The 13,175-nt window shown below is 55.8% G+C and carries 12 protein-coding genes; 9 read left to right on the forward strand and 3 right to left on the reverse strand.

All coding sequences use genetic code 11. The annotated features are described in order from the left end of the window. Positions 1-31: 31 nt before the first annotated feature. Positions 32-1,057, reverse strand: coding sequence for an NADP-dependent oxidoreductase (locus BM035_RS10095; protein ID WP_092031600.1), 1,026 nt, complete (start codon positions 1,055-1,057; stop codon positions 32-34). 180 nt (positions 1,058-1,237) lie between these two features. Between BM035_RS10095 and BM035_RS10100 the strand changes: the two genes are divergently transcribed. The 5 genes from BM035_RS10100 (at position 1,238) to BM035_RS10120 (ending at position 8,820) form a co-directional block, all read left to right on the forward strand. After that, a complete protein-coding gene (locus tag BM035_RS10100; RefSeq protein ID WP_254775457.1) occupies positions 1,238-3,358 on the forward strand; it encodes a type VI secretion system Vgr family protein in 2,121 nt (706 codons plus the stop codon). Beyond that, on the forward strand, positions 3,355-6,681 hold the full coding sequence (locus BM035_RS10105; RefSeq protein WP_092031602.1) for a hypothetical protein: 3,327 nt from the start codon (positions 3,355-3,357) through the stop codon (positions 6,679-6,681). Before BM035_RS10100 ends, BM035_RS10105 begins: the two co-directional genes overlap by 4 nt. Continuing rightward, positions 6,678-7,754, forward strand: a complete 1,077-nt coding sequence (locus tag BM035_RS10110) for a hypothetical protein (protein WP_092031605.1) — start codon at positions 6,678-6,680, stop codon at positions 7,752-7,754. The genes BM035_RS10105 and BM035_RS10110 overlap by 4 nt, the downstream gene beginning before the upstream one ends. A gap of 90 nt (positions 7,755-7,844) precedes the next feature. Then, entirely contained in the window at positions 7,845-8,258 is a 414-nt protein-coding gene (locus BM035_RS10115) for a TA system antitoxin ParD family protein (protein ID WP_092031607.1), read from the forward strand. Then, positions 8,242-8,820, forward strand: a complete 579-nt coding sequence (locus tag BM035_RS10120) for an AAA family ATPase (protein ID WP_254775458.1) — start codon at positions 8,242-8,244, stop codon at positions 8,818-8,820. The genes BM035_RS10115 and BM035_RS10120 overlap by 17 nt, the downstream gene beginning before the upstream one ends. Before the next feature lie 7 nt (positions 8,821-8,827). Here BM035_RS10120 and BM035_RS10125 read toward each other — a convergent pair whose 3' ends face one another. Then, positions 8,828-9,724, reverse strand: a complete 897-nt coding sequence (locus BM035_RS10125; RefSeq protein WP_092031612.1) for a DUF1853 family protein — start codon at positions 9,722-9,724, stop codon at positions 8,828-8,830. Between the two features lie 75 nt (positions 9,725-9,799). On the opposite strand from BM035_RS10125, the gene BM035_RS10130 reads away from it, so the two are divergent. From BM035_RS10130 to BM035_RS10140, 3 genes are all read left to right on the forward strand, one after another. After that, complete coding sequence (locus BM035_RS10130; protein WP_092031615.1) at positions 9,800-10,240, forward strand: VOC family protein; 441 nt, start codon at positions 9,800-9,802, stop codon at positions 10,238-10,240. Positions 10,241-10,337: 97 nt separating this feature from the next. Continuing rightward, on the forward strand, positions 10,338-11,762 hold the full coding sequence (locus tag BM035_RS10135; RefSeq protein ID WP_092031617.1) for a hypothetical protein: 1,425 nt from the start codon (positions 10,338-10,340) through the stop codon (positions 11,760-11,762). Then, the gene (locus BM035_RS10140; protein WP_092031619.1) at positions 11,734-12,108 is read left to right on the forward strand and encodes a hypothetical protein; all 375 of its coding nucleotides are present in this window, start codon (positions 11,734-11,736) and stop codon (positions 12,106-12,108) included. Before BM035_RS10135 ends, BM035_RS10140 begins: the two co-directional genes overlap by 29 nt. A gap of 43 nt (positions 12,109-12,151) precedes the next feature. On the opposite strand, the gene BM035_RS23135 is transcribed toward BM035_RS10140, so the two are convergent. Next, positions 12,152-12,685, reverse strand: a complete 534-nt coding sequence (locus BM035_RS23135; RefSeq protein WP_008170398.1) for a cold-shock protein — start codon at positions 12,683-12,685, stop codon at positions 12,152-12,154. Positions 12,686-12,908: 223 nt separating this feature from the next. On the opposite strand from BM035_RS23135, the gene BM035_RS10150 reads away from it, so the two are divergent. Beyond that, positions 12,909-13,127, forward strand: coding sequence for a SlyX family protein (locus tag BM035_RS10150; protein ID WP_008170396.1), 219 nt, complete (start codon positions 12,909-12,911; stop codon positions 13,125-13,127). The last annotated feature ends 48 nt before the right edge of the window (positions 13,128-13,175 follow it).

Consider the following 13,175-nt stretch of genomic DNA (forward strand, 5'->3'; position numbering starts at 1 on the left):
ACACAGACCACACGCGTCTCAGGTATTGCAGTCAGTCTGCAATGTGAACCAGCTGTTTGCCGAAGTTCTGGCCTTTGAGCATGCCTTTAAAGGCATCAACGGCGTTGTCCAGCCCTTCGGCAACGGTTTCGCGGTATTTAAGTTCTCCGGAAGCAACCCTTGAGGCCAGGATGTCCGTGATTTCCTGATGCTGGTCCTGCCATTCGGTCACGAGGAAAAAACGATGCTCCGGCGCCGGATCAAGTGCCCCGAGCACGTGGAAGGGAGTTTCCACGCTGGCCATATCTTTTGCATTGTAGGCAGAGACAAAACCGCAGATGGGCACCCGGGCCCCCTCATTCAACAATGGGGCAACTGCGCGCGTAACGGCGCCACCTACGTTTTCAAAGTAGATGTCGATGCCTTCGGGGCAGGCCGCTTTGAGATCCGCTTCCAGGTTCCCCGCCTTGTAGTCGACGCAGGCGTCGAAGCCCAGCTCATTGACCACGAAATCGCACTTCTCAGGCCCACCGGCAACGCCAACCACCCGGCAACCCTCTGTTTTTGCGGTTTGGCCAACCACAGTGCCGACAGGGCCGGAGGCTGCCGAGACAACCACGGTTTCGCCGGCTTTTGGTTTGCCGACGTACATAAGGCCGCAATAACCGGTGCGCCCTGGCATGCCTGCAACGCCAAGGTAGGTTTGCAGGGGCACATTGTCTCGTTGCTGAATTTTGTAGACCATCGGCGCGTCCGCCGGGAAGGTGACGTATTCCTGCCAGCCGGAGTAGCAGGTAACCAGGTCGCCGACTTTCAGGTCGTCCGAGCGGGACTCAACAACACGTGCAACACTCTCGCCGACGATAGGCTCATCGATGCCAATGGGGTCCATGTAACCCTTGGCATCGTTCATGCGTGGACGCATGTAGGGGTCCAGTGAAAGCCAGAGCACTTGAGCAACAACTTCTCCCTCGTTAGGGGAACGGACAGGACGCTCTTCCAAAACGAGATCGCCTTGTTGGATTTCGCCCTGTGGGCGTTGTTTGAGCACGACGGCTCGGTTCTTGTATTCGCTCACTTGTTCTCTCCGGTTGCATAATGAAACCAGATTAGGGTGCAGCAGAATGGATTTCCGGTCAACCTCTCATCATGCCGACACAAGACTGGCCCCGGGGTTTCATTCTACGGCTTGATGGCTATAATCGGAGGCCTGCTCAGGACGAGCTTAAAAACCGATTGCTCTTCAAGGAATGAAGATATGCCCCAGGCAAGTGGATTGCAGTTTACCGCCCGTGTTGGCGGACTCCCCTCAGATTTATTTTCAGTGGTTGGCTTTAAACTGACCGAGCGCCTGTCCGAGGTGTTTCAGGGTCACCTTGAGCTGGCCAGCACCGACCCCTCCATTCAGGCTGCAGAGATTCTGGAGCAACCAGTAGATCTCGTTATCTGGCAGGACAGCATGCCTCTTCGGCGGTTTACCGGGGTGGTCAACGAATTCGTCCGAGGCGATGCCGGCCACCGGCGTACCCGCTATGAACTGATTATCCAGCCGCCGCTCTGGCGTCTTGGACTGATGCACAACAGCCGGATTTTCCAAACCCAGGGCACCGACACCATTGTGCGCACTCTCCTGGAAGAGCGCGGCATTATCGATTCGATCTTCGATCTGAAGCGCACGCCGGAGCAACGGGAATACTGTGTTCAGCACCGGGAAAGCGACCTGGCCTTTCTCGAACGCCTCGCGGCTGAAGAGGGTTGGCATTACCGCTATGAACAGGGGAGCGTGGACGGGGACACCCAGTCGGCGCTTATAATCGCCGACCATCATGGCGATGCTCCGAAACTGGAGCCGGCAGCATACAACGCCAAAGCAGGCGGCAGCACCCAGCGCCCGGCGGTGTATCGGTTCCGGTATGAAGAACGGGTGCGGGTGGCCTCTGTGGCAATGAAGGATTACACCTTCAGAAATCCCGCCTATGCCCTGATGCATGAGCATGCTTCTGGCGATCTGAAGCACCGGGAAGACTACCAGCACTACGACTACCCCGGCCGCTTCAAGGCCGACGCCAGTGGCCAGCCTTTTACCGAAGCCAGACTGCAATCCCTTCGCAATGACGCCAGCACCGCCTCCGGCGAGAGCAACCGCCCGGATTTCAGCCCCGGCGCGAAAGTGGAACTGACCGAGCACGATAGTGACAATCTCAATCGGGAGTGGCTGCTAACGTCTATCATCCACACCGGAACGCAGCCCCAGGCTCTGGAAGAGGAAGGCGGCAGCGAACCCACCACGTACCACAACCAGTTCAAGGCCATACCTGCAGATCTGACCTGGTGCCCGCAGACGCCACACCGCCCCCTGATGGACGGCCCACAAATCGCGATTGTCACCGGCCAGGAAGGCGAGGAGATTCACTGCGATGAACATGGGCGGGTAAAAGTCCGGTTCCCGTGGGATCGCTACTCGAAAAATAACGAACACAGCAGCGCCTGGCTGAGAGTCAGCCAGGGTTGGGCCGGCGGCCAGTATGGTTTTATGGCGCTACCGAGGATCGGCCACGAAGTGATTGTCTCCTTCCTGGACGGTGACCCGGACCAGCCGATCATCACCGGCCGAACCCATCACGTGACCAACACGCCACCCTATGGGCTGCCCGAGCACAAAACCCGCACCACCCTGAAAACGAAAACCCACAAGGGCGAGGGCAGTAACGAACTGCGGTTTGAGGACGAGGCGGATCAGGAACAAATCTACCTGCACGCCCAGAAGGATCTGGACCTGCGCACCGAACACAACCGCACCGAGGTCATCAAGAACGACAGCCACCTCACCGTCGAGAACAATCGATTCAGCCAGATCAAGGGCGATGACCACTGCACGGTAGGTGGTGACAAGCGGGAATCCATCGGTGGCGATTGCAGCCAGAGCATTGGTGGCACCTTTCACCAGAAGTCCGCCCGCACCATCGCGTCCGAAGCAGGCACCCAAGTGCACCACAAAGCGGGCGCCAAAGTTGTCCTGGATGCAGGGGCCGAGATTACGATCTCTGCCGGTGGCAGCTTTATCAAACTGGACCCGAGTGGCGTTACGTTGAGTGGGCCTGGGATCAAGATTAATTCGGGTGGCGGGCCCGGGAGTGGAGGTGGGCAAAGCGTCGCTGATCCGGCGCTGCCCAATCATCTACAACCCAACGGGGCGACAATACCTCAAGCTAACGAGCTGGCCATGGTTGGCCAGCGGAAAACGGCTTCTCCTGACCAAGTGGATTTGAATCAGTTACCTGGCTCTGACCGGAAACTGATCATTGATGTGATTGGCGGGCATCTGGAGCGGGATTCAGTGGAAGCTGTAAAAGGGATTGTTAAGGAGCAAGACGCATGACAGATACCCTGGATTTTTCCGATGAGTCCCGCGAACGGTCAATCCTGAGACGGGCGGAGTACGATGATACTGACCCCAGAGATCTCATGCTGGTGATACCCACAAGAGAAGGTGGCAAGCTCCGGGTACCTTTGCTTGAACGGGCGAGATCCAATATCGAGCGGGAGGATTATCAGGAAAATACGTTGCTTCGAGTCAAGCCGCTTGCCGAAATCGCAAGTAACCTGCCCGTCAAAAGCGGTGGAATCAGGATTAACCAGGGGAGAGGCGTCGCACTTTTACGCCCCGGTTTTCTTTACATTTTTCGAAATAATCGACTCTGGCGTGAACTGGAAATAAACGAACACTCCCAGTTTAGCGATGTGGATCTGGAGGCGGTCCGCACGGATATTGCAGATCCAAAATCCGGCCTTCACATTGTTCGCCCATCGGTGGGCCAATGGATCGATGATCTGCTCATACCTGTTTTTCTTCAGGGGCGGGCGGTGATGAATGACTTCAGGATGGCCTACAGTGAGGTGCAGTGGGATTGGTCATACCTTGAATATCTTGAAGAAAATGAATCAGCCCGCAATTTGAGGACAACGGCCATCGGGCACGCCTGGGCTTTGAAAGCTTCTGATTTATTGACTTTTTCATCCGGCTTTCCGGCCTCGCGGATAGAGGATGTGGTGGAACTACGGGAGCGTGATCTGGGCCTCGAGCTGATGCTGGAAAATCCCAGTGATTTCGTTGTCGGCTTCAAAAAACCGGGGGATCACGAGTTGTGTACGAAACTCGGCAATCTTCTCGAAACTCCTTTCGATCTGACTTGCGATCCCGGAAACGACCACTTGGCCCACCTCCGATCCCGGCAAGGCGTGACCTGTGTGTCCCTTCCAGACCCCTTGTTTGTGATCAGGCACGCGATGACACAACTGCATCTTGCGCTTCATTACCTGGATGCTGTGGAAATGTCCGTGCAGAACAATCCCCTGGCACATTCGGCCATGCTGATCAGGCAAGCTGTTTTCGATCCACGCCCCGGCGAAAGCAATCCCTTTTCAAAGTACTCGAGTGCCATAGACCGGTCGAAATTGGATGAAGTGTTAAAAACCAGTGAAAAAGACCACGCCATTGCGGTCATTGACAGAAACCTTGCTGTTCTCAGGCCTATGTTGGGTAACCGGACTCTTGACTCGGTGCTTGAGGACTATCGAACGTGTAACGACGTGGCGATATGCGAGGGTTACCTGCTGATTGCAGACGCTCTAATTCTTCTACAGCAGATACCCGGCGTTCTTCGGGCGCAAGGGGTGGCAGACAGAGCCGATATTCTGAGCGATCTCCGACGCTGGATCGTTGACGGTTCCTTTTTGATGGATTGGGCACCCGATGACACAGGCAACAGAAGTGACCAAGACGCGGTTCTTGATCGCATTGAGGCACTGGTTGATGACAAAACTGAGATCGATGACGCGCTGTTGAAGCGACTGAACCTGCAATCTCTGGTTTATCTGGAAAAACAGCTGGATGAACAGAACGGTGGCGTAGAGTCAGGCGTGAAAGGTGTGGCCAACGCCGGCAAAGTGAGCGGGATGGTATCCAGCTCACTTAACGAGTGGAGCTCTTCGATACTTACGGTGTGCAAGCGCCTCATCGAGGACGATTCCATTCAGCAGGTTGATATTCAGAGAATTATGGGAGCTGCTTACAACAATTTTGTTCGTGTAGATCGGACCCTGCAGCGAATTGATATTATGACCAGAGCGGGAGCTGTTACCAGCGGCTCCATTGTCGGCGTCTCAGGTAATGGGCTTGTTCGCGGCTTGACGGATTTTGATCGCTCGAAAGGGGTACTTACACGCGCCAAAGACTATCTGTATGCCGACTTGTTCGATGATTCTGGAAAACTGGTTGCGTCCAGCAGCCCCTCTCGAGTGGCAGGAACTATTGACGAAGCAATTAACAAGATAGCTGGTGATACGAGTGTGTTTTATGCGCCGAGCGATCATCCGGAAGTACGTAAGCTGAGCCTTGTAAAGGTCGACTTGGCGAAGCGCGCAAACGATGTTGTTGACGGGCCGGCAGTGTCTCGCGGGTTGGTGGCTTTGGCGGCGTTTAACTTGTTCGTGGAGTTGCATACCTTGAATCGGGTATCTCGCCATGATTCTTCAGCTTTCGCGCTCTCCTCTGCGAAAATCGTTGGCGCAACTACTGATTTGGTTGCTGCCTCTCTAAAGCTCAGCGAAGTCATGGGATGTCACGTAGCCAATTTAGGCGGAGAAACCTCAAGGATATACAGGGTCGCAACTCGACCACTATTCGACATTAAGAACTGGCCGCTCATTGGCAAGCGCCTGACCATGTTAAAGGTTTCGACACTGGTTCGAGTAACCGGGTTGGCGACATTTCTAGCTGGCTCTGCCGGTGCGGGCTTAAGTTACTGGGAAATGCGAATCAGCTTGGCAAATAAAGACTTTGACGCCGCAAATGGTCATGCGATAGCTGTGGCGGGAAGTATTTTTGTTCTGGCGTCCCCACTAATGAATTCGTTACTCGCCATTCCGGGCTGGGGCTGGGCCATATTTGGCTTGGGGCTGGCTGTTGGCGGCAGCCTTTACGCCGGACTGGCGGCTGATGATGACTTTGAGCAGCTCCTAAAGAGAGGGCCTTGGGGGTATTATCCGGACAATTCGCTACCGGGTCGGGACGACGAATCATATTACAGTCAGCTCCTCTCATTGCTGTCACCGATACACGTAACAGCGCAACGGTATTCAGATGTGGAGCCTGAACCGGCTCTGGCCCACCCGAGCTTCGCACCCCGACCAAACGATTATGTTATTACGATACAGACGCCATTGGTCAGTCGCTTGCGTCTTCACAGAAATAGCGGGGAGAAGCTACCTGAAGCCCCATTTCGTCTGGTGGTGCAGGAAGTTGCTTACATCTCCTCTACCAGTCAGGCTCCCAGTCTTGGGCTATCGGTGCCTGTAACCAGTACTCAAATGCTAAAGGCTACTCAATTGACAAAAGTGACCGCTCGGCAGTCACTTCCTGATCAATCTGCTGTCCGGTTTCTGGTTCGGCGTGAGATCACTGAGAGCGACTATCAAAGTCTGTACTATCAGGAATCTGTCACTACACGGGTTCGGGTTGGCATTCAGGCTACTTTGGATACAGAGTTGGGTCCGTTGGTCTTTCCAACACCCGTGTTTGAGGAGTTTGAACCTTTTGACTTGGCTCGGCACAGCCAGCCACCGATTAAGGAAAAGCGTGTTTTGAATCCCTACAGCCAGCCCAAATCGCCATACTGGTATTTTACTGAGGTAAGCGCATGAGTGCACAATCAAACGTAACAGTGTACTCAGAAAGAGCCTTTCGTGCGGCCGCGCTCGGCCCGCTCCCCAGAGCGCCGGAAGATCGCATCCGTTTTGGCGAGGAGTTGCAACCGGTCGGTTCCTACGCGGAGGTGATCCCTTATTTGTCCGCCATTCAGGATGCAGAAGCTCTTCAGGACCATGAACAGACCGATCCGGAATTTAATTCCAAGGACTGGTGGTGGGATCATCAGCGGATTCGATTTTTGAACGGGAAGATGGGGCTAAAGTTCCTGTTGCTGATTATTCCACTGATCTGGGTGCTTTCCCTGTGGTTGGCTGGTCCGGCAGTTATGGTTTGGATGATTGCCGAAGTAGATGTCTTGAAGGAGCTCCCGGCATTAGTTATTGGATTGTGCTCTATTGTCCTAACGATTGGGTGGTATGGGTTCGCGATCTGGGTCACGCCGATAACCACAAACTGGATTATGAGCACCGGCGTCGGATTCCTCCTTAAGCCGTTCGAAAAAAACATCAACAAAAAGCTGGATGCGACGCTTGAAGATGGATGCAGCGAATTCAACCGCCTCACGGGTCAGGTCCGCATTGCGCTTGGTCGCGGTCGCTTCTTTGAAGCCCCGTTCGTGGAATTTGACGCCTACATTGAGCGGGTAATTCAGCAAAGCGGGGTGTTCTACCGCCTGATGCTGGTGCACCGCTACACCCAGAAAACGTTCAACAAAACCGGCTTCAGCACCATCGAGTCGGAAAAGTCTGAAGTCTTGGCATTGTGGGATATGTTGCAGCGCTACATGGATGTCTCCCAGCCTCTGCCCGACACGCCACGCCTGGAACCTTTCCGTCATCTGGACCCGATAACCGCTGAGCATGACAGAAAAACCGTGAGGAACCCGAGGTACTGGCGGGATCTGGATCTGGAATCCTGGAAGGAGGGAGAGGGCTGGACGAAGGTGCATCAGCGCCAGAATTCATACCCGTGGGCAAGCCGAACCTGCAAGCTGACGCCTCAATTGGGCAAGATCTCGATGGAGGAATATCGGAAGCTGCGGCCTGCTGGTGCCTGGCCAATTTAATGCCTACCGAGAGGCCAAATCTCGCTTGTTGCATATTGCAACACCTGTGGTAACCTGTTGCTAACACTTAGCCCTACTCAGGAGGTCACCATGACAACCGCTGTCCGTCTCGACGATACTCTGGTCCGCCACGCCGCTGCTGAGGGCGCGGTTCACAGGCGCTCGACGCCCAAGCAGATTGAGTATTGGGCCGAGATAGGGCGTGCGGTTGCCAGCGAGGTGAGTGCCGAGGATCTGATTGCCATTCTCCAGGGCATTCGCCAGGTGAAAGTTGAGCCGGTGGTGGCGGAGTCTGTTTCCAGTGATGATCTCTGGGCTGAGGTGGATCAGGCCCGGGGAAGTGGTGATCTGGGCCGTTCTATTGGCCGGGGGCGCACGGTGTATCAGGCGTCTGCCGATAAGCCGGGGTACCTGGAGGCCGTCGATCCGGATGGTACCAGGGAAGTCGGCCAGTTTCGCAACGGGCGTTTTGAGGCATTGAGTGACCGTGACAACGCAGCCTGAACTCTGGCTGCTGGTTGGCGGTAACGGCGCGGGCAAAACCACCTTCTACGAGCGTTTCCTGGCCCCCCGGAAGATTCCCCTGGTAAATGCCGATAACATTGCCCGCAGCGTCTGGCCGGATGCGCCCGAAAAACACAGCTACGAAGCTGCTTTGATTGCTGAGCGGGAACGCTTTCGGCTGCTCGAAGAGCGCCAGAGTTTCTGCTTTGAAACCGTGTTTTCCCATCCCTCAAAAGTCGACTTCGTTGGCGCCGCCAAGGCCGCCGGGTTTCGCATCAGGTTGTTTTATTTCCATCTTGAACTGGCGTCGTTGAACAAAGCGCGGGTTGTTTCCCGGGTGAAGGCCGGCGGCCATAACGTCCCTGAAGCCAAGATAGAGGCCAGGATTCCGAGAACCCTGGCCAATCTTCGCCAATGCATCGGGTTGGTTGATGAACTCCACCTCGTCGACAACTCCAGTCTGGACCACCCCTATGTTCGAATTGCGGTCTGGCAGGACGGGCAGTGGCGCTCCTTTGTGGAAACACTGCCTGGATGGGCGAGCGATCTTATTGATGCCTGATGAGCTGTCAGGGCCAACTGTTTGGCACTACAAATAGCCGTTGGGTTTCCTGCCAGAGTCCCGTAGCGCTGTCTTGCTCGAGCTTCGCGAAAAGAAGAGGGACACCGTAATGCTGGATCATGTTCAGCGCCGCCATCACTGCCTGCGCAGTGGGTGGCTCGGTCTGTCTCCAGGAGCCAATCCAGTGAGGCTTGTTCAATAGCGCCCAGCCCGGAACGTCGGAGGGTCGCACCTGCGAGAGATAGCACCACTGACCACGGAGATGATCGATTGGAACATACTCTGGCGCGACAGCTTCCTGGGCAGGGGGGTAAAACAGGTAACCCGGCATGAAAATCCGGGGCGTAACCGGCCCGGTGATTCCGGCGTTTGCCAGCAACGTGCGAGCCTCGGGCAGGTGGGTTCGCTGACTCTGTTTATGAAGCATGCCGGCGGTTTTCAGATCCAGACGGTCTTTGGCATTCGGGCCGTACCATAAGGTCGGCCCGGCCGGCTGATTAACGCCCAGGTAAAACTTGATGGCAATCTCGTGGTGCTCAATCCGATCCTCGGAGCCATTGTGCACCACGAAATCCAGTTCACCGATGGTTCGTCCGTTAGACTGGATCTGCTGGTTCTGCAGAAGAATGTCCCAGCCCAGAAGATCCTGCAGCAATACCCGGTAAAGCCGCTCGAAATAAAAGCCCAATCGTTTCTGGGGAGCTTCTTTAAGCAGCGCCGGCGCGGTCTCAGGGTTTTGATCCCATAGCCGGAGCGTTTTGTCCGCGTCCACCGGGAGATAGCGGGCTGGCTCAAATGTCAGCGATGAGTGCAGCAGCTGCGGCGCCCGGCACAACCACGCGAGGTGCCGGATGGCCGGGGTTTTCAGCTCCGGGATTTGGTTGTTTGCTGTTTTTGCATCCATACAGCCAGAATACCGTAAACTGTGCCCAGGGTAAGATGATGAATTCGTGATTAATCCTGTCCCGAGGGAGGCTTTATGCACTATCTCCATACCATGATCCGGGTAAGTAACCTGGATGAGACCCTTCATTTCTTCTGCGACCTTCTGGGAATGATTGAAATCAGCCGAAAAAGCAGCGACAAGGGCCGTTTCACCCTGGTGTTCCTGGCGGCGCCCGGAGACGAGACCCGGGCTCGGGAAGATCGGGCACCGATGGTTGAGCTGACGTACAACTGGGATCCGGAGGAGTACACCGGTGGCCGTAATTTTGGCCATCTGGCTTATCGTGTTGACGACATTTACGCTCTGTGTGAGCACCTACAGGCCAATGGCGTCACTATTAACCGCCCGCCAAGGGACGGCCACATGGCTTTTATCCGTACCCCGGACAATATTTCTATCGAGCTTCTGCAAAAAGGCGAGGCACTGCCACCCAGAGAACCCTGGGCCAGCATGGAAAACACCGGCACGTGGTAAGCCGGTTACGACCGACGGAGGGTTGAAAGTGGTATAATTTGGCCGTTATACCCAGTCATTGCATCGGGATGATGCATTCAGAACATGGAGATGTTTGATGGAAGATTGGCAAGGATGCCTGGATCCCCAGTGCCAGACTGCTTTGATGCATGCCCGCGAGAGCGTTGAGCGCCGCGGGGGCTCCGTAATTACCGTAGAAGACTACCTGCTCGCCCTCCTGGATTCCGACCCTGGCATTACTCGCTTTCTGCGGGGGTGCGGTGTGGACATGGACGAACTCACCCGAACCATCCAGTGTGAGCAGCCTATCGTCACCGAAGTCGGTGGTGAAGGGCCGCTGTCCTCCCAGCTGATGTACTGGTTTGCAGCGGCCCGTGAGGCCACTGAGTTGCCCTGGCTGGGGTGGCCACAGTTGCTGGAATCCCTGGCTCGCTATGCCGAGCGGTTGCAGGAAAAGGCGTATGTGGCGGTCCTTGAGTTGGTCAGCCACTGGCCTGATCACACGGAAGAGCGGGATTTGTCCCCCCTGGACGAAAGTCAGCGTGCGCCTGTGGTTGTAGCGGATGCCGCCTGGATTGAGCTTGCCGAAGATGTTGCGGTAAGCCTGGCAGCATCTCAGACGGCCTTGATCTGGGTGCGCGGCGAGCGTGGCACAGGGAAAACGGCGTGGCTGCAGTCGCTGCTATCCGATATCGAGCTGGATTACGTTGAGTTGGATCTGAGGCGTGAAGCGGAGGTCATGGCCAGTGATTTGCCGGTTCTTCCAGACCGCGGGGTTGGTTGTTGCTCGCCGGACAACCGCTCACGTTGGCCGGTTCTGGTGCTCGATAATGTGTCTCCTGCTAATCTGGTTGCCCTGATGGAGTTGCCCGATGGCCTGGCCGCTGCCCTGACTCTTCAATGGGCAGGGCCGATTCTGTTATTGGGTCCGGACGAGCCCGGCGACAGCCAAGGTGTGTTGGCGCTGCAGCATCGCCTTGGTCGATCCCTGGATGTCTTTGATATGCCTGCTGCAAGTAAGGTTCAGCGCCAGGCGATTCTGACTGCCCATCAGGCAGCGATTGAGAGACAGTGGAATGTGCAGATTCCGGGGCCGGTGATCCGCTTTGCGTCGTCGCGGCGGAGTCGGAGTGTCAGCACCCCCGGGGGAATGCTGCAATGGTTGGAACGGTCGGCGGCCCGGCTGGATCTGTTTGCCCGCAAAGGGCCGCCAGAAGCCATGGCTATGGCGGGGCAGGCCGATACCCTGAGACGTCAGTCCCTGGTTGCCCTGGCGCGGAAAGAGCCGATCGACGACATCGAGGCTTCGCTTGGTGAAATTCAGCTTCATCGTGTGGCTGCAGAGGTTGCCTGGCATGAGCGTAAAGCCGCCGGCAAGCTCCGGCAGCTGAGCACTGAAGATTTGCGTCAGGAACTGGAACGCTGGGTTGCAGCGCGGCCCGGGCCGGTTCACTATGTGCGGCATTGCAATAATCAGGATGGAGATTCAGCGGGTGCGGGATCTGGAAATTTACATTCGTGATCTGGAGCCGGGGGCGGTTTCCGGGTGGCTTGAGAACCACCTTGAAGAACTGGAACTGGATGACGTTGAGGTAACAGGCGTGATCAAGGGCTTTGCCCGCTTCGAGGGCGAGAGACTGCGGATATCGCTTTATCCGGGGGCATTTGGCAAACGTTTCACCTCAGTGGTCATCGAGGGGCCAAGGGTGCCCTGGAACAGTGACCTTGACTGCGCGCGCAGTGCCTGGCGTGCCATGGATACCGAAATTCGCTGCAGTCCGGGAGACTGGAAAGAGGGCGAGCCGGTAGAGGATGAGAAATGGTGGCGTCTGGACCACCGGGGCGAGCAACAGGTCGTCTGGAACTGAAAGAGGCAGCCCTTGGGCTGCCTCTTTGTTTTCAGTGGGCGATTCAATCGCTCAGGATGGATACGTTGTCGGCCTGAAGGCCTTTGTCTGCCTCCACAACATTGAAGCGGACCAGTTGACCCTGTCGCAGGACCCGGCGCCCACGGCCACGAATCGCCCGGAAGTGAACAAATACCTCGTCACCGCTGTCACGCACGATAAAGCCGAAGCCTTTCTTGACGTTGAACCACTTTACGGTGCCTTCTTCATCACCCTCAGGGCTGCTTTCGTCATAGCCATCATCATCGTCATCATTGTGGTTCTGGCTGGGGGCACGGTTGCTCGGCCGGGATGGGCTTTGCTGTTCGGCCGGTTTCTTGACTGAAAGCGCAATGGCCAGGAAGCCCGCAATGCCGAAAACGATCAGCGTAATAATGTAGGCTGCGATGCCACGAGTGCTACCGAGGGCCTCAATAAGCTGACCTGCAGCGATCAGGCGAAGAGGCTCTGGTGTAAAAGACAGCAACAGGGCAAGCACCAGCGGTGCGGGGATGGCGATCAGGAGAGAAAAAAGGATCGCTTTGGATGGATTACGCATTGACTGAAATTTCTCCATTCTTGTAACGCTAACGATAAAAACCGGATATCGGGTAAAATCGCACATCCGGCCGGTGAAAACCGACAGTACCCCGAAAAACGGGAGTGCTGGCGGGCAAAAGCGGCATGATACCAGATTATCCCGAGCGCTGACCAAGCAACGGAATAAGCAGTGTCATCAATCACATTCTAGAGAGAACTACCCAGGGGAGTACCAATACCCGATGAGCCAGAACGATCTGGAAACCCGACTGGACGAGCTGGAAACGCGGCTGGCCTTTCAGGACGACGTTATCAATACCCTGAGCGAACAGGTTGCCAAGCAGGAAATGGATATCCGTGAGTTGTGGGAGGCCAAGCGGCTGCTGCACAAACAGTTGAAAGATGTTTCACCGTCCAATATCAAGTCAGAGCAGGACGAAACACCTCCCCCTCATTATTGAAAGTGGCGCATTAAAAAGGGATCAGATGAAGGTTTCATCTGATCCCTT

It is taken from the genome of Marinobacter sp. DSM 26671, from assembly GCF_900112835.1.
Taxonomy (GTDB): Bacteria; Pseudomonadota; Gammaproteobacteria; order Pseudomonadales; family Oleiphilaceae; genus Marinobacter; species Marinobacter flavimaris.

What these genes read in the sequence shown, in the direction of transcription:
- BM035_RS10150 (WP_008170396.1), top strand. Translation starts at nt 12,909, where the DNA reads ATGAGCCAGAACGATCTGGAAACCCGACTGGACGAGCTGGAAACGCGG.
- BM035_RS10125 (WP_092031612.1), bottom strand. Translation starts at nt 9,724, where the DNA reads ATGGATGCAAAAACAGCAAACAACCAAATCCCGGAGCTGAAAACCCCG.
- BM035_RS10130 (WP_092031615.1), top strand. Translation starts at nt 9,800, where the DNA reads ATGCACTATCTCCATACCATGATCCGGGTAAGTAACCTGGATGAGACC.
- BM035_RS10115 (WP_092031607.1), top strand. Translation starts at nt 7,845, where the DNA reads ATGACAACCGCTGTCCGTCTCGACGATACTCTGGTCCGCCACGCCGCT.
- BM035_RS10110 (WP_092031605.1), top strand. Translation starts at nt 6,678, where the DNA reads ATGAGTGCACAATCAAACGTAACAGTGTACTCAGAAAGAGCCTTTCGT.
- BM035_RS10135 (WP_092031617.1), top strand. Translation starts at nt 10,338, where the DNA reads ATGGAAGATTGGCAAGGATGCCTGGATCCCCAGTGCCAGACTGCTTTG.
- BM035_RS10105 (WP_092031602.1), top strand. Translation starts at nt 3,355, where the DNA reads ATGACAGATACCCTGGATTTTTCCGATGAGTCCCGCGAACGGTCAATC.
- BM035_RS10100 (WP_254775457.1), top strand. Translation starts at nt 1,238, where the DNA reads ATGCCCCAGGCAAGTGGATTGCAGTTTACCGCCCGTGTTGGCGGACTC.
- BM035_RS23135 (WP_008170398.1), bottom strand. Translation starts at nt 12,685, where the DNA reads ATGCGTAATCCATCCAAAGCGATCCTTTTTTCTCTCCTGATCGCCATC.